The sequence below is a fragment of the Nocardia sp. NPDC003979 genome (genome assembly GCF_053605015.1).
Genome location: NZ_JBSGIJ010000018.1, coordinates 14,815 through 30,583 on the forward strand (window position 1 = coordinate 14,815; position 15,769 = coordinate 30,583).

General features: G+C 65.1%; 17 protein-coding genes. 4 read left to right on the forward strand and 13 right to left on the reverse strand.

Going from position 1 to position 15,769, the window contains the following annotated elements:
• Positions 1-25: 25 nt before the first annotated feature.
• The 10 genes from ACWEVR_RS27670 to ACWEVR_RS27715 all read right to left on the reverse strand — a co-directional run bounded on the left by ACWEVR_RS27670 (position 26) and on the right by ACWEVR_RS27715 (position 9,771).
• Positions 26-1,258, reverse strand: coding sequence for a hypothetical protein (locus ACWEVR_RS27670; RefSeq protein ID WP_452469307.1), 1,233 nt, complete (start codon positions 1,256-1,258; stop codon positions 26-28).
• Between the two features lie 79 nt (positions 1,259-1,337).
• Positions 1,338-1,910, reverse strand: a complete 573-nt coding sequence (locus ACWEVR_RS27675; protein WP_452469308.1) for a hypothetical protein — start codon at positions 1,908-1,910, stop codon at positions 1,338-1,340.
• A 45-nt stretch (positions 1,911-1,955) separates the two neighbouring features.
• Positions 1,956-2,780, reverse strand: coding sequence for a methyltransferase (locus ACWEVR_RS27680; RefSeq protein WP_452469309.1), 825 nt, complete (start codon positions 2,778-2,780; stop codon positions 1,956-1,958).
• A gap of 105 nt (positions 2,781-2,885) precedes the next feature.
• On the reverse strand, positions 2,886-3,527 hold the full coding sequence (locus ACWEVR_RS27685) for a magnesium chelatase domain-containing protein (RefSeq protein ID WP_452469310.1): 642 nt from the start codon (positions 3,525-3,527) through the stop codon (positions 2,886-2,888).
• Positions 3,524-4,108, reverse strand: coding sequence for a hypothetical protein (locus ACWEVR_RS27690; RefSeq protein WP_452469311.1), 585 nt, complete (start codon positions 4,106-4,108; stop codon positions 3,524-3,526). The genes ACWEVR_RS27685 and ACWEVR_RS27690 overlap by 4 nt, the downstream gene beginning before the upstream one ends.
• A gap of 75 nt (positions 4,109-4,183) precedes the next feature.
• A complete protein-coding gene (locus ACWEVR_RS27695; protein WP_452469312.1) occupies positions 4,184-5,602 on the reverse strand; it encodes a DUF3560 domain-containing protein in 1,419 nt (472 codons plus the stop codon).
• Positions 5,603-5,695: 93 nt separating this feature from the next.
• Complete coding sequence (locus tag ACWEVR_RS27700) at positions 5,696-6,430, reverse strand: hypothetical protein (RefSeq protein ID WP_452469313.1); 735 nt, start codon at positions 6,428-6,430, stop codon at positions 5,696-5,698.
• 192 nt (positions 6,431-6,622) lie between these two features.
• Positions 6,623-7,879: a hypothetical protein gene (locus ACWEVR_RS27705; RefSeq protein WP_452469314.1), complete on the reverse strand. Its 1,257-nt coding sequence runs from the start codon at positions 7,877-7,879 to the stop codon at positions 6,623-6,625.
• A gap of 95 nt (positions 7,880-7,974) precedes the next feature.
• Positions 7,975-8,478 (reverse strand): hypothetical protein, encoded by a 504-nt coding sequence (locus tag ACWEVR_RS27710; RefSeq protein ID WP_452469315.1) that lies wholly within the window; start codon positions 8,476-8,478, stop codon positions 7,975-7,977.
• 285 nt (positions 8,479-8,763) lie between these two features.
• Positions 8,764-9,771, reverse strand: a complete 1,008-nt coding sequence (locus ACWEVR_RS27715; RefSeq protein ID WP_452469316.1) for a DUF4192 domain-containing protein — start codon at positions 9,769-9,771, stop codon at positions 8,764-8,766.
• Positions 9,772-10,087: 316 nt separating this feature from the next.
• On the opposite strand from ACWEVR_RS27715, the gene ACWEVR_RS27720 reads away from it, so the two are divergent.
• Entirely contained in the window at positions 10,088-10,675 is a 588-nt protein-coding gene (locus ACWEVR_RS27720) for a hypothetical protein (RefSeq protein ID WP_452469317.1), read from the forward strand.
• A 24-nt stretch (positions 10,676-10,699) separates the two neighbouring features.
• Here the strand turns inward: ACWEVR_RS27720 and ACWEVR_RS27725 are convergent, their stop codons facing one another.
• Complete coding sequence (locus ACWEVR_RS27725; protein WP_452469318.1) at positions 10,700-10,981, reverse strand: hypothetical protein; 282 nt, start codon at positions 10,979-10,981, stop codon at positions 10,700-10,702.
• On the opposite strand from ACWEVR_RS27725, the gene ACWEVR_RS27730 reads away from it, so the two are divergent.
• Positions 10,973-11,212: a hypothetical protein gene (locus ACWEVR_RS27730; protein ID WP_452469319.1), complete on the forward strand. Its 240-nt coding sequence runs from the start codon at positions 10,973-10,975 to the stop codon at positions 11,210-11,212. The genes ACWEVR_RS27725 and ACWEVR_RS27730 overlap by 9 nt on opposite strands.
• Positions 11,213-12,040: 828 nt before the next feature.
• On the forward strand, positions 12,041-12,271 hold the full coding sequence (locus ACWEVR_RS27735; RefSeq protein ID WP_452469320.1) for a hypothetical protein: 231 nt from the start codon (positions 12,041-12,043) through the stop codon (positions 12,269-12,271).
• A 356-nt stretch (positions 12,272-12,627) separates the two neighbouring features.
• Here ACWEVR_RS27735 and ACWEVR_RS27740 read toward each other — a convergent pair whose 3' ends face one another.
• Positions 12,628-13,623, reverse strand: coding sequence for a hypothetical protein (locus ACWEVR_RS27740; protein WP_452469321.1), 996 nt, complete (start codon positions 13,621-13,623; stop codon positions 12,628-12,630).
• 414 nt (positions 13,624-14,037) lie between these two features.
• Between ACWEVR_RS27740 and ACWEVR_RS27745 the strand changes: the two genes are divergently transcribed.
• A complete protein-coding gene (locus ACWEVR_RS27745) occupies positions 14,038-14,670 on the forward strand; it encodes a hypothetical protein (protein WP_452469322.1) in 633 nt (210 codons plus the stop codon).
• Between the two features lie 165 nt (positions 14,671-14,835).
• On the opposite strand, the gene ACWEVR_RS27750 is transcribed toward ACWEVR_RS27745, so the two are convergent.
• Entirely contained in the window at positions 14,836-15,441 is a 606-nt protein-coding gene (locus tag ACWEVR_RS27750; RefSeq protein WP_452469323.1) for a hypothetical protein, read from the reverse strand.
• Positions 15,442-15,769 lie beyond the last annotated feature (328 nt).

The following is a 15,769-nucleotide window of genomic DNA, read 5'->3' on the forward strand; positions in this document are numbered from 1 at the left end:
AGTGAGCGCGGATGCGTTGGCGGGTTCAGACGAGGGTCATCGCGGTCAGGGCGAGATCGTCGAGGTTGTCGGCGCGGTCGGGGTCGGGGATGGTCTGGGAGTAGCTGGTGACCGCGTTCGCGATCCCGGCGGCGGTGAGCTGCCCACCGGCGATGAAGTGCGACAGGATCCCTGAGCGTTCGTTCTCGGTGAATCCGAGCTTCTTGCTCATCACCTCGAGGGTGCGTTCGGGCTGAGTCACCGGTGTCGCGGCGTGACGTTCGAGGTCGGCGACCCGCGCAGACAGGAAATCCGGGGACATCCACTCGCTGACCTTGTCTCGGGTCTCGGCGGTGATCACGGCCAAACGTTTGCGCTGGGTGTCTTGCGACCAGGTCCCGCCGACCTCGAGACGGTCCCCGACGTGGCGTTTGGTGAACGCGAACAACGGCAGAGTCAGTCCGTTGCCGCAGATCTGGACCATCAACTCCGGTTTGATCGTGACCGCGTGATGACCGATCTCGGAGTTGGAGAACCGCAGCCCGGCGAACACGACCGGCTCTGTGCCGGGCCGGTAGCCTTGCCCATCGCGGGCGGCCATTCGGCGCCCGGACTCGATCTGTCCGGCGGCCCGGCGGCGTTCAGCTTCCAGATCCGGGTTGGCAAACGGATTGCGATAGTTCGCCAGGAACGTCGGGGCCAATGCCCGGATCTTCGGGGAGTACACCTTGCAGTGCATGGAGGTATCCGACAGATCACACGAACGGACCTTCACGTCGGTGTCGGCGGCGCGGATGCCTTCCAGCACGGCGGTGAGGACATCGAGGTTGTCGATGATGCCGTAGCGATCCGACAACACCGCCCGCAGCAGGCCCGGTTCATCCGGGTTCCCGGAGGTGAACAGCCGCAACAGAAACGACCGCTCATCGGGCCCGCCGGGCAGACGCGGATCGAGCGGTCCGTGGAGCAGTCCGTTGACGTTGGCGTCGTAGAGGTCGGTGCGCTGCTCCTGGCGCAGCCACTTCAAGTAACCGGCGGGGATCTTCAGCTTCGATCCCAGATGCGAGTCCGCCGCGGCGGTCGGCCGATACAAGCCATCGACCGGGGTGAAGCCGCGCTCATCGAGCACCGGCTCCACCCCCGACAGTTCCAGCAGGCCATCGCTGGCGCGCAGGGCCGAGGCCGGAGCCAAGACGTCGAGCTTGGCGGCCTGCTGATCGTTGAGCCGCGCGACCAGATCCCCCAGCTCGGCGTGACGGACAGGCGATGTGATCGACATAGGGTCGAAATCCTTTCTCGGACAGACGGATACGACGAAGGAGACGAGTTGTCGGCCTGCGTGCGGATGGGGTGCGATGTCAGTTCTGTGCCCGCAAGGTTTGGACCAGAGCCCAGGAAGCGTTGACGTCGGCACGGGCCTCGGTCAGGCGCTGGTAGGTGCGCTGTCGGAGCGCGTCGACGGCGTCGAGGGCAGTGGTAACTTCGTCGCGGCGTCGGTGGGCGCAGGAGTGCCGGTAGCGGGCGGCGCGCTCGTCGGTGAGGAATTCGTGGGCGAGCGCGATGACGGTGTCGGAGACGAGATCACGCAGGTATGTGTCGACGGTGTCGAGGGGATATCCGAGGTCGAGGTGCATACGTCCCGGTTCGCCCAGATATATCGCCGCGTCGGCCCCGTGTCCGGGATCGCCCGGGTGGAAACGTGCGAGCACGCGCGGGTTGCCGAGAGGGTCATTTTCCACGGCCAGTGCGAAGAATCGGGCGACGACCATAGATCGGATCTGGGGTTCCCCGTCCACGATCGGACTGTGTTCGCCCATGTCGAGGAAGACCTGCCCGGAGAGTGGCGCGTCGTCGGTGGCGAAAAGAATGTAGGCGGCGCCGAAGTCAGCGGAATAGGCATTGGTACTGAGGCTGAAATCTGCTGCGGGCATGACGGATCCAGAGCTGCTTACGGAAGCGATCGGTGATGGTGGTGTTCAGTTCGCGCGGGCGGACAGAGCCAACGGTGCAGCGAGGGGGTTCGCGGTGCGGGCGCGGTGGCGACGCGCGATCGCGGTGTCGGCGAAGTCGGTGGTGACGATCTCGGTACGGATCGGCGGCTGATGCCAGTCAGAGTCGTAAAAGGCCGTGTCGACACTGCATCCGGGCTCGAGAGTGATGCCCGTGCCCGAGGAGAAGCGGCGGTATTGGGCGTCGCCTCGGCCTTCGTGCATGCCGTCGCCGCCGCTGTAGTGGAACGGGGCAGAGTTCTGCGGGATCAGGAACACCCCGTGCCGCGCGAGATGGGCGGCCACCGCGATCGCGTGGTACTCGAACCGGGGTCCGCGATAGCCGGGCGCGTTGCTGGTGCGGGGGTGGACACCGAACGGTGGGTTGGCGATCGCGGTGTCGAATGGCCGCCACCGTTGCCGCATCACGGCGAACATGTCCTCGCACACCCAGGTGGCCTCGGGGACGATCTTCATCCCGACGGCCACGAACTCGGGGTTGGACTCGACGCACACCAACTCCCGCGCCGGCCACCCGCTGGACTGCTCGTGCGGATTGCGGCACGCGTAGGCGAGTGCACCGATCCCCGCGCACAGATCGATCACCTGGGTACCGACGACATCGAGCGACATACACACCGCCAAGCCGGTCGGGGTGAAGAACGCACCGTCGGTGTGGTGGGTGGGGTTGGCCGATTCCTGGTAGTGGGCGAGGACGAACAGTTTCTCGTCCTCGGTGAGATCACGGCGAACACCGGCCAACCCGAGGGCCTCGCGATGCGCGGCGGCCTCGGAGCGGGAAAGTCTGCCCATAGCTGAACAACCTCCGGATACAACAAAGACGCCGGTCCCGCACTGCTGCGCCCCGGCGAACGATGGATGTGAGTACGAAACCGGCCCGCTTCTCGGGCTGGTGAACTAGAGCAGCCGGTCCGTGCGCAGTGCCTCGACATGCTGGGCAAGGGTTGTGGATCGGGTCTGCGGCGTCGGTTGTTCGGCCGTTCGCCTCGGTGTCGGGATAGGTCTGGGTTCGGATGTGTTGAGCAACGCCAGCCAGTCCAGGACCTTGCCGAGGGTTGCCGCGGTGATGATGGTGATGCCGTCGACGGTGTCGAGGTATCGGCCGTCGTCGCTGGCAGCGACGACCGCGTAACGGAAGCCGGTATTCGCCGCAGCGCGGACCGCAGTGGTGATCACCTCGGATGGGCCGGGGCGCAGGGTGCCGTCGAGGCCGAGTGCGGCGAAGAAAACGATGTGATCGAGCAGTCTGGTCCAGTCCGGGGCAGTTGCCAGCTCGTGGACGGCGACCGCGATCGCCAGGTCGTGCAGTGACTCACTGCGTGAGCCACCGATTCGGAAGAGACCGAACGCCTCGGACGGGAACCGACCGGAACTGTTGGCCAAGGCCGCCCGGACCCTGTCGCGGGGTTCGGCCGCGATCGGCGCGGTCCCGTGGAGATCGGAGATCAGGTTCGCCTGCGCAGCAGGACTGGCGGCGATGAGGGTCAATCCGGCGGTAGCGCCGGTCACGGTCGAGGTCCAGGCGTAGTTGTTGATCACGGCGTCTCCTGTTCTGGGGGCGAGCCGGGGCTATGGGCTGGTGTGGCGGTCGAGGGGCGGGGATATGTCTGTAGGGGACGCCCGTGGCGCCAGTTGGTCCAGGTGTCGGCGATATTGAGGCGGTTTCCGCCTGCGGCGACGAGCACGGCATAGGCGTGTCCGAAATCGACGGCGTCACCGGAGCCGACCCCGGCGGCGTCGCACCAGCCCCGCGCGTAGCCGACAGCCTCGACACACAGCCACAACGCGGTCCGGTCATGCAGGGCCGGGTCGTATTGTTCGAACGTCGGTGTCTGATCGTGGGCGGCGGTGGTGAGCTCGGCGGTGATGTCGCCGTCCGCACGCCAGCTGACCCAGGCACGGCCGATCGCGGGCGGGTCGGTGCCCTCAGCGAGTAGGGTGCCGACACCGGTGGCGTACGCATCGGCGAACGCCGTCGCTGTTCGCGCGTCGGCGGTGTCGGGGTGGTCGATATGGAGAACTCCCCAGACGTAGCCCTCAGCGTGGGCACGGGCTGCAGCGACCCGTTCAGCTAATTCTGAGGCCGTGATGGGCAAGGGGGCGGGGTGCGGTGTGGACATGGCCAAATGGCTCCTTCGAATCAGGGAAAATGCCGCAACCACCCAGGCATCGCAGCGCGTTGCGGCGGGGGTGGGTCAGGCGCAGAGCGGGAGATACGCGCGGGCCTCGACGAGAACGCGGACCTGGTTGTGGATTTCTTCGGGCCAGCGCACCGGCCCCGCAAGAGCGAACTCGGTGACCGGCAACTCGACAGGCTCGCCGTGCACGCGGCCGGATTCGCGGCGTTGGGCTCGCATGCGTACGACCCCTGGGTCGCTGATCGGCTGCGGTGGTGTGGTGTACCAGTGGGGCGGGTGCGCCCAGGCCGCGGCGTATTCGATCCCGTCGATGTTCCATTCCCACCGTTCGGCGGTGAGGCCGCGGTGGTGATCCAATCGTGTTGTGCCGCTGCGGCGTTTCGGTCGCGGCGGTCGCAAGGCGGCGTAGAGGTCGGTGAAGATGTCGGCGAAGCGTTCCTGGGCTTGGGCCTGGCTCATCACAGCGGTGATGTCGATGTAGCGGACGGGGTGATCGGTGGTGATGTCACGGCGACTCGACACCTTGGCTGCGATAGTGTGCAGAACCAGCCTGGCCGACGAGATATTCACCACCGAAACCGATTTGGGGTTCACGCGGGTGATCTGGTGCCACGGCGTGCCACTGATTCGGACGAAGTCCCCGACCGTGAAATCCTCGCGGCCCCATCCCGGCGTCAGTCCTTCGTCGATCTGGGACTGACGGATCCGCTTCCAGTAGGCGATCTGTTTCTCGCGCTCGGTCGTGCGGTCGAGCACCCGCGACCGGTGCTCGCCGGTAGCGGGGGAGGTGGTGTCGGTGTAGAGGACGTGGCCGTCATTGTCGAGGAAGCGGCGGGTGTGTCCGTCGAGGGTGCGCTGGTCGCCGCGTTGTTCGGCCTCGAGGGTGTCGATGCGATTGCTGACCGTGCGCGGGCCATAGCGGTGCTCGGTCGTGTGCGTGGCGGCGTCGGCTCGGTTGTGTGCGTGCTCGGCGTCGCGATCGGCGTGTACCGAGCGTCCCCAGGCATTCCAGGCGCGGTCGATCGCGCGGCGATGGCGGTGTTCGGAGTGGTGACCGATCTTGATGGGCTCACCGCCGGGCGGTAGCGACTCGTGGGCCCGCCGGTGCGCGGCGTCAGCGGCGACCGCCTTTGCGTCCTTACGAGATGCTTTGTCCTGCAACGCGTCGACTCTGTCGCTCTGACGGGAAGCGCGGTCGGCTTCGGCGTCCTCGGTGGCCCGCGCGGAGCGGTCGATAGCCAACTCGACGGTGTAGCCGGCCTCGCGCAGCTTCTCGGCGGCGTAGTCGATGTAGTACTGCTTGGGTTGGCGATCGCGCGAGGACACCACGATCCAACACCCCAAACTCCTGGCCCACCGCCAATGCCCGACCGCGCTGCGTACAGCCGTCATGACCTCGTAGGTGCCGTCCCCGCGGACGGTGCCCTCCAGCAGGGTGCCTTGCTCGGCAGTGTGGGAAATCGTGACCGTAGTCATGACCGAAAACCTCCTCGATTATGCTCAGATGCGCATTTGCGCATTGATTCGGATAGGGTGGTTCCGCGGTGACTTCGCCTCGGTGGGGTTGTGTCAGTGCGGGGGTTCGGGGGTTTGGAGCAGCTGGTAGTCACCGGTTGCGTTCGGGGTGAGGTCGACGCGGGTGAAGTCCTCGACTGTGGGTCCGATCCACTCTGCGGTGTCGCTGGGATCGTTGCTGGTGCCGCGCAGCCAGGAGTCGAGGTCGTCCCCGAGGTCGAACAGCCGACCCGTTTCCGGGTCCTCGACGCACAGCATTCGGGCATCGCCATCGCGGATCAGCACCAACATCAGTCCGCTCACCGCGCGGATTCTGGCGAGTAGCCCGGCCGCCTCAGCAGGCGTGATCGTCAGTGCCTTGGCGTCCAGGCAACCCCGGAAAGCGTCGGGGTCCGGGAACGGGCGCAGCGCCCGGGTAAGCGCTTCGCGGCGGGCCCCGAACGCCGCGAAGATCACCTCGTCGAGGGCTTCGTAGACGGTGGAGCCCTTGATCGCGGTGCGGATGAGCCGCAGTTCAGCGGCGGTCAGGGGCCAGACGAGCATGCTGAGGTCCGACAGCGCGATCAGCGGCGCTCCCCGCCGCGCCAACACGAGAGACTCCGTCGCGGTGACGGTGTTCTGGTCGGCGGTGGGGTCGTCGTCGTAGCCTCCGATTTCGAGGTACGCGCCGGTCGCGCTGGCTGTGTGCGGCGGGAGTTCGACCAGGGTGAGTCCGTCCTCGTCGATCCCGACGTGGCCTGTCGGGTCCAACGTGGCAGCCCACGCCAGCAGTTCGGATATCTTGATCACGATGTACCTCCAGATAGGTTGCGGGAAAGAAGATTTCGGCCATCAGCAGACTTGTGCCAGCGATTGTCACGAACTCATGCTCGCGGGTGGCGTGCGTCGAGTCGGTGGTCGCTGAAGCGGAAATGCGGTCGTGACGGGGCCGCGCAAACCGCGTCGATCACCACGCTGGGTAGTGGTGGCGAGGCGGGGTTGTCAGGCGGCGCGCGCTGTCCTGGAATCGCAAAACAGTTCGGCTCGGTGTTCGAGAGTCAGCAGTGCGGTGTCGGCGTGACCGTGCCACCGGGTCTCGAAGTTCAATCGCCGTTTCTCGATCACGGAATCCGGTGCGGCGACGAAGAATTCCTCCAACCGCGGAAACTGGGTCGAGGGCGGCGCCAGCCACAACCGGGTGTGCTCACCATCGGTACGCAGCGGTATCCGTAGATGTGTGGCGAGGCCGGTCAGCAGTGCGGTCGCCTCGGCACGGTCTGCGCGGTGGACGATCTGAATACAACGCCATGCCTTGCCCGGTGCGGTGTAGCAGCGTCGCACCCGGTAGACCGCCCACCGGCAGCGCTCGAGCGCCGCGTCGGCCACGGTATGGACCTCGACCGCGCCGTCGGTGCGTAACCGGTCTCGCAGGGATTTGTTGGGTCCGAACAACCCGGTGCGGTGGTTGAGGGCCAGGCTGGTGTACTCGTCGACGAGATGCTTGTAGGACTCTTGCGGAGCCGCCCGGTAGCGGGCGAGCTGGTCAGGCCAGCTCGGCACCGAGACGAAACAGCATTGGCGGCAGCATGATTTGGGCCACCAGACCCCGAACAACCCGTACAGGTATCCCTGAGCTCGCTCGCGGCTCCACCCTGCCGCGTGCAACGGGTAGATCGGGATCCGGCGTCCGCCCAACGTGACTGAGGTGTCGCGCTCGATCCGGCGAACCTCGTTGTAGTTGAATCCGACCGCGTGCACATAGGGACGATGACTCAAATGTGTTGCCCGCCAAGCATCGAGGGGTTGGCCCTTTGCCTTTGCTGAGCACGAACGCCCTGCCAGAGTGGGCATCACCCCATTGCCGCGGTGCTCGGCGGACAGCGCGTAGAAGCCGTGTTCGTCCGCGTCGGGATGCAACCGGGTCGGGTTTCGGGTGTCCTGCAGAACTTTGATCCCGTCAGCGACCGTGGGACCCGCGCGGGCAACTTCCACCAGACGCACGCGCCGTTCTGCGAGCAGTGGCAGTACGTGCTCGGCAACCAGGTTGCAAGTCTGGGTCCATTCATCGCCGGTCTGAGCGATCATCACGATCAGGTTCGACAAATCTTCACGCAGCTGCGGTGGCCGGAAGCCCGGATCGAACAGGGTACGCACCAAACCTGCCGTGCTTTCGACCCCGAGACCGTAAGACCAGCAGACCAGGACCGAGTTGTCGAAAAGCGCTGGTAGGGAGAACAATCCGTCTGTGTCATCGAACATCGTTTCGCTCCCTTCGGCGGTCGGCGGGCGGTTGTGCTGAGCACGGATGGGCAGGGGCGAGCGGTGGTGGGTTACTGAACGTGACGTGCCGCTGCTTACCGGCGGGGCGAATCGATGACGGTGTCCACCCATTCATCGGTCAGGGCAAGCCGGAAATGGAACGAGTAGTCCTCGGCCATGGTGGCGCTGATGTGCAACCGGTAGGTGTCAGTCCAGGTGCGTAGCTCGTCCCCGGTGATGGTGAGTTGATGTTGGGCTTCGGGATCGAGTGTTTCGAAATGGGCGGCGTAATCGGCGAGGCTGCCGGTGTAGAGCGCACCCCCGTACTGCCAGAGATAGCGGCGCGGTTCACCGTGCAAGCAGCGGTCGGTGTGGCGGACGTGGACGCCGCCGGGAACCGACTCTGAGGTGGCGGGGCACCGGCAACGAACAGTCGCAGGAACATGACGTTCGACGAGCGTGACGCCGTTGAACCTGATCCGCATCGGCGCCATTCGCGCCTGGTCCGCGACGGTCATCTCGATCGTCAGAACACCCGGATCCGTGCGTCGGTAAGCGATCGTCAGCAGGGGCGTGTGCCCGTCGCTGAGAACGTGCATCCCTGGGCTCGTATTCGGCTCTGAGGTAGTGATCATTGCGGCCGTCCTCTCGGTTGGTCGGGGGTAAGCGATTACGCGCATGGACCGTGGGTGGCGCGTGCAAGTGGAGTAGTCAGGGGAAAGGCACGCGTGGGCGCGGACTGCTGGCTGCGGTCGCGCACAGGATCAGTTGGATCGCAGTAGATTCAGTGAGCCGCCGGCGATGATCTCGGCGTCCGACACATCCAGGTGCGGCCCGGCGACCGGGGCGGGGTGAATGGTCCAAGCCCCGCGTGGTTGGGCGAACTAACGGGTGCTGATATCGACGCCGAGCGTTCGTGCGACTTCGTGTCCACCCTCGGCGAGTTGGGTGAGTTCGTGCGGCGGGATGCCTTCGTACAGTGCGATTTCCAGCAAAGCGGCCATCGGATGGGTGGGATCGGCACGCAGTGCCTCGTCGATGGCGATCCCGGCCAGGACAGTGTGGCCGCCGTGATAGGAGCTATGGGCGAACAGGACAGCGGCCCTTCCGCGGTCTGTGCCCGTGGTGGCGCGCGCCAGGTGCCGCCACAGCATGTGCGCGGAATCGCTGTACGGGGTTGTTGTGAGGCCGAACATGATGTCGCGAATGGGCCTGTCACGCCCAACCGCAGCCAATGTGGCCAAGTCATCGGCCGTCGGTGGGTTCGCCGTGACGGAGTCGATCTGATCTAGCGCCCATTGAGCGGCATCACGTCGGTGATCGCCGCTACGGCCATCACGAATCGCTGCGTCACGCTCGGCTCGGTAGCGGGCGACAGCCGCGCCGATTGCTGCCGCAACTTCGGTGGCAAGGTCGGTATCCGGGGCGAGCAGGTCGACGAGTGTGTCACGGGAGCAGCGGATTTGGGAGCCGTCGAGATTGTCGGCAACTGCGATCCGTGCGGCAGTTGGGTCTTCGACTAGGCCGTGGCCGTCTCCCACCAGCAGATCTCGGAATAGGGCTTCGGGCGCGATGGTTTCATTGCTCAAAGGGATCGACAGCATGCGCAGTGGTTGGAGTACTTGATCAGCGTGCTGCAACGCCGCCGGGCGGTCGTCGATGACCACGGCCATGATCGCGACGGCGTTCTCGCGCAGGGAGATCGTTGCCACCGTGTCTGTCAGGTGTGAGCTGAACTGCTCGTCGGTAGCGGCGTCGACGTCGTAGCGGATCACGGGTCCGATCGACTGAACCATCGGGTCGTTGGAGTGTTCGGTGACGATTGTCAACAGGGTGACGACCAGTGATCGGGTGGGTAGGAAGCCGAGCATCGCGGGTATGGCGGCGATCAACTCGCCGGGAGTGTTTACCCGACGTGGGCCCTGTCTCCGTTAGACCGGTTGGAATCGTCAGTCTCGTCGGAGTTCGGGTTGGCTGGTTTTTCGCTGGTGTCACGCGGAGTTCCTTTCATGGTGCCGGTTGGACTCGGTGTGGGGCGCAACGAGTGTGAGAGGTGCCGGCGGTGCCGATCTCAACCTCGAATCCGGAAGGGCTGCGGGTCCGGTTCCGGAGTGGCTCGTCGGCTGAATGCGGTGTGAAGGTGTGGATCTCGTGCTGAGCGCATGAGGTGGGCTTCTGTCTCGGATGTGAAACAGATGGATCGGGGAGGTGGTCGCGGATCGGACGCGGCGTACCGTCGGTGTGGGGGATCAGCAGCCTGGCCGCGATACCTTTGTGGAGGTCACTAAAATGTCATCGAGCCGTCCGCCTCGCTCTCCCCGTGCAGCGCGCTCACCCGAACTGATCGATCGCCTGGAACGCAGCCGCGAACGGGTTCGCAAGCGTCGTGAACGCGCGCGAGAGCGAGAACGTGTAATCGCTGGCGCCGTACGGCATTACCTGGATTCTTGGCAAGCGATCACGCTGCGGGAAAGCGAGCGCGACGTTGCGATCGACGCACTACGCCGCAAGATCAGCGAAATCGAAGATCGTGCAGTCGAGGACATCGCGCGATTGCGCGGTGACCAGGCGGTAGCTGCGATCACCATCCGCGAGCAAGGGCAGACCGACGACGATATCGCCGACCTGCTCGAGATCGGTGTGAAGCAGGTCCGTCAGCTCATCAGTCGCGGGCGATCCCAAGCGCCTCCGCAGTCATCAGAGAAGCCTCAAGTGTCTGCCAGCGTGACTGGATCGGAAACGACGATTCGGGGTGTGGGGTCGCTTGAGGCCACAGCCGACGATGTAGAGGACTGACGTGGCGCGGGAGGCTTTGGGAATTTAGCCACCGTCTGCGCCATCGGAGCTGGCTATCTCGACGAGAACCTCGGCGACGATGGCCTTTTCATCGGTGGTCAGCTGTCGGGTGCGCGAATCAGTGCTTTCGCCGCGATACCACGCACAGTTCTCGTCCCAGATGCGACGTTCTGTGCTGTCGTCGATCGCTGAGTGCGCCGCCTTCTTCGTGGTTCGAACGGCGATCCTCGCGCCGCGGTGGTCCACGACGTACCACTGGCGAGCGGTGATGCGCTTGACGGTCCATTCGGTGGGCGGGTGCTGCAAGTGCTCTCGAACAGCCTGTTCGACGCTCGTCTCCGGGCGGAGTCAGCCGTGATGGTGTTCGCGGGCACTGCAACGGTTGAGTTCGGGGCGAGCTCCTCGCAATCGATTGCCATGTCGTTTGTCGCGGGCTGGTTTGTGGTCATGCAGGTCTCCTGGGTCGGTGGAGGGGCATTGGAATTGATGCTCACCGGTCAGCGAGCACTTCCGGGCGCAGAACCGTGGGCTACGTGAGGAACGTGACCAGCTCAACGCCGCATTGCGACGCGGCCTGGGTCATCAAGCTGATCAGCTGGCCGATACCTCGCTAGTCGAGCGGACCTGTCGGCACTCGCGCATCAGTTGACCGGCGAGCGTGACCAGGCGAGCGGGAGGCGGCGGCTGTGGAACAGCGTGTTGAGCGAGACCGAAAACGATCTTGTCGCCGCCCGTACCTCGCTGTGTCGAATGGTGCGCTCGACTGCGCGATGGTCAACGGGTGTTCAACGCTGTCTGCACCGCGAATTTTCGATGTCGGAATGTCAGTGACATCCACCTCGGCGCAGTCGTTCGTGATCGGTTGGTGAGCGGCATGTTTGCCCGGTGGTCTCCGGTGATGTGGAAGAATCTCGCTGTTGCGCAATGCGGCTGGGAACTGGCGATGGTGTAGTCGCGGCCGAACGTCAGTCCGTATTTCCTCCCTTTGGGATAGCGCCACCGTTGGTGGGGCTTCGGCTCAACGAGCTGTGACTGCTCGAGGCCCGGGTTCGGCTTTGTCGGCGCCGGGAATCGGAGCGCGAGGTTTTGCCCGTGCGGCCGATGACAACCCAGCCATGCCCATCCGGCGGCCCGAGCCCGCACCACTGGGTGATGCCCGAAGCCGCCACCATTCTGGAGGTACGCGCGATGAGTAAGGGATCGACACCGATGAGCCAAGACGGCGCCGACCGCATTGCAGCGGCTGCTGCAGCGACCCAGACACATCGATTTTGAAGCCGCTCCCGTAGGTGTGTCAGTCGGGATGTGTCAGAGCGCGGGATGCCAAGCGCCCTGGTATTGATCGTTGCGTAGGGGGTGGTGGTCGTGCCTGAGTTCCGTCTCGCGGTCGACGATGCGATCGAGCTTGCAGAAACGGTGACATTCCTTGATGACTGGCTGGCCAGTGCTGGTCCGGTCGCGGCGGAGTCGCTGGCCGGGTTCGTTGGTTCGCAGGCGTACTCAGTCGAGGAACTGCGTGCCGATCTGGCTCGATTCGTGGTGCTGCTCGGCGGCAGCTCTGTTGCCGAGCGAGCATTCGAAGGCGAGCCGTTCTAGCCCCTGCATCGCCCTCCGGCGAGATCAGGTTCTCTCACAAGGGGTTTCGGCGTCGCCGCAAGTGTCGGCGGGCTCGTCTGGGCTGATCGGTGTCGGGTTCGAATGCGACTGGTTGGATGCCGAGCTGTTGTTCGAGATCGGCGATGCGGATGCGTTGGGATTCGATGACGCAGGTCAGCTTGGTGATGGTGTCGAGCAGTTCTTCGATCGCGGCGGCGGGGGCGCGCTTGAGGGGATCGTGCTCGGTCGCGTGCTCGTCGCCGGGTGGGCGGCGATCGAGAATGGCATCGGCCAGTTCGAGTTGGCGTTTGATGCCAGGGTGGTCGGCGGGTACCCGCCGGTCCGGCAGGGACCGGCTACTGTCGAGTCCCGGTCTGTTCGGTGCGCCGGCGGGCCCGGATCTCGATCACCTCCTGTCCCTTGCGCAGGAGGCGGCGGATCGAGAACTGTTTGGTCGCGGCAATCAGTTTCAGATCGGACCCATAGCCCCAGCGCGCCGGCGTCCAGTCACGATCGGCATGTTCGAGCTCGGCCGACACTGCCGACATCATCGACCAGCCGTTCGGGTGAGCCGTTGCGGCTGCTGACGCGCGCAACAGTTGCATCAGCACGTCGTCGGCAACCAGCTCATCGGTACTGCGGCGGCCAATCGTGATCGCGAGGATCCGCTGGTCGACATCGCGGCGCGGACGGCCGGAGTCCCGGTTCAGAATCTCCTCCACTACCAGGGCCGCGATCCGGGATGCCTTGCGATCCTGCGGGTCTCGGACTCGGCCCAGGACTCGACCGAGCAGAACTCCGACCTGCACCCATACCGTCTTGTTCGCCAGCGCGACGGCCTGCGTGCGGAACAACAGCAGTTGACGGGCCTTCTCTGTCGAATCAGGGGCGCAGACCACCCCGTCGTAGCCGTCCGGCTGGTACGGCCAGTACTCCGTCGGCTCCATATCCGGGGGTGCCAGCACCTTCACCCAGTCGTGCGTGGGCGGCTGTATCGGGGAGCCGAGCGCGGACCCGAGCCCTTCCACAGCCCGATCCAGGTACTGCTGCCGCGCATCGGCGAGGAAATTCTCCCCGGGCCAGTACACCTGGCCGAGTTCCAGCAGGGCTTGGTCGATCAGATTGTTCGCGGCGGCGGTGAGCGACAGTGCTTCGAAAATGGTCATTAGGGCCGTAGCCGTATCCGCAGCGTCGGTCGCTTTCACCCGCTCTGCGGTGACGTGCAGCGCATCCAGCGCGGTCAGCCCGATCTCGCCCGCTGTCTCACCGCCGTCATACTGCTCGCGTTCGCGCTCACCAGTTTCGCTGCGCCGCAGCGCTTCGGTGTAGCGCAGATTCTGCTCGATCGCCAAGCGCCGGGCTCGGCGCTTGCTTCGAGAGCTACCGTTCTTGGGCATCGTCGTCCGTTTCCGGCAAGGGTGCCCACGCCGCCCTGCCGTGACGATTGGTGCCAACGTGGAAGGGGAAGAATAATCGCGGGCCCCTGGGAGGACCTTGGTTCTACGACGTCGCCACCAGCGTGGGCGGAGCAACTGAACGGTGAGCGTGCGCGGCCAGCTCACCCGCGAGCATAGCGGCACCACAAGGCATGTGGTCAACACAATTCGCGATCAGTGGCCAAACTGGTCAGATCAAGCTGACACACACTCCGGCTGTATAAAAGTCCCACAGCCCTGTCAGGCTTTGATGACCGAGCGCAGGACGCCGCTGACCGCAACGAGGGCAACGACTACGACAGCGACGATGACGACGAGTAGCCGGACTCGGTGAGCGCTGTCGCCGTCGATCACGACAGCGGCGGCAGCCCGACCACGACTCACAGCATTCCGAGGGATCTTCCTGACGAACTCGACCGTATGTCGCTGCGGGCAGGGCAGACTGGGGTGATGGCTCCCAAGTCGATTACACCGGTCTACACCTGCGAGGAGTGCGGGAAAACCACCACCCGGCTGCTGGGATTTGTTGCTCTGCTGAAGCTTCCCGGCGACGGCGACCGCGCTGCGCAGACCAGTCGGCATACCGCAGTTCTGGGCACCTGCGCTGCTCACCGCGATCGAATGGCAGCCAGGTTCGCGACCCTGGCTGCTGCAAGCGGTGAGGTCATCACGGTCTCGGATGAGCCGTTCGAGCTACGCCCGGCTCACGTCGACGCCTGGTATGCGCAGGTAGACCAGACTTTCGCGCAATCATTGGCCGAGGCCGATCATCCGGTCCCCAACACAGCCATCGCGGTGAACGCGCCTGAGGATCTACCCACGGCCTGTCCACACTGCGGGGGCGAGTTGTCTTGGGGCACCGGGCGCCACGTCGCCGACGCCGCCGCGCGCTGCCACGCCCAGGCATGGGAGTGCCTGGGCTGTCGCGCCGCCGGCCTGCTGACCGACGCACCGGCCCGCTGAGCCAACGTCGGCCGCGTCGCATTCCGGCGGCGATCTGAAAGGTCGTCAGTTCGACGGTCTGGTATGTGATGCTACGAAGAGGCTGTAACGGTTGTCGCGCGGAATCGTCCGAGTCCCAGGCTGCATTCGGCACACCCAACCCGCAGAGTGCTGACGAAGGAAGAGTCAGAACGTGGCGTATCCGCCAGCATTCCAGACTTGCCACCGAAACTGATGAGGCAGAAACGGTTGACGTCCAGGAATGGCAGGGGTGGGCGAGTACGGCCAGAACGCGGTGCCACAGCGATGGCAATAGAATCCGGCCTGCCACACCGCGCGAGCGCTGGGGCGTCCACGTTTGATCAGTGTGTTGATGCGACGCCGACCTTTTGCCGCTGACAATGTCAGCAACCCGGGGGTGGCGAGCGCGCCTACGAAGCAGAGCGCGGCAACGACCTTGGCCCATATGGGACTGGGATTGTCCATGACCACGGACCCGATCGCTGGCGCCAACGCCAGAAACGCCGGGATCATCAGCAACCACCCCGTGCGAGTCAAACGGCCCGTCGGGCGCAGGGGAGGTGAGAGGGCAAAACTCGCCGCGAGGGCGGTCGTGTGTCTGCGATCGACGATCATGGTTCCGATGACAGGCACGAAGCCCGTTGAGGAGACCCCGAAACCCGAATAGGAGCCCGCCCCGACGGAAGTCGAGGTCCCGTTGGCACTCAGCGCGGGCACGCTCTGGACGCAGTCGAGCTGACCGCAACCGGGGCAGCTGATGTCGATGGTCATTCGGGATGTACCTCCCCCAGCTGCGGCATCGCCGACGGATGGTCGCGGTGCCGCCTGCGAAGCAACTCCTGGCAAACTGTATTGAACACCGCTAGTGGCCTGATGTCGAGCAGCTATATCAACAGAACGCACGGTCGGTTCTCCTTTCGTAAGTGTGGTGGGCCTGCTCGGCCAGCGCGCCTGTGCGGGTCGATGACCTGCCGTCGTATGCCCCGTTCCGCAGGGGTTCGGTGGCAGTGGCGAACGGGGCGGTGAAGAAGATGTTGTCCGCCAGGACGGCGCGCTATACCCATCGCCAAACCCAGCTCAACGGGGTCCCGGTCCATCC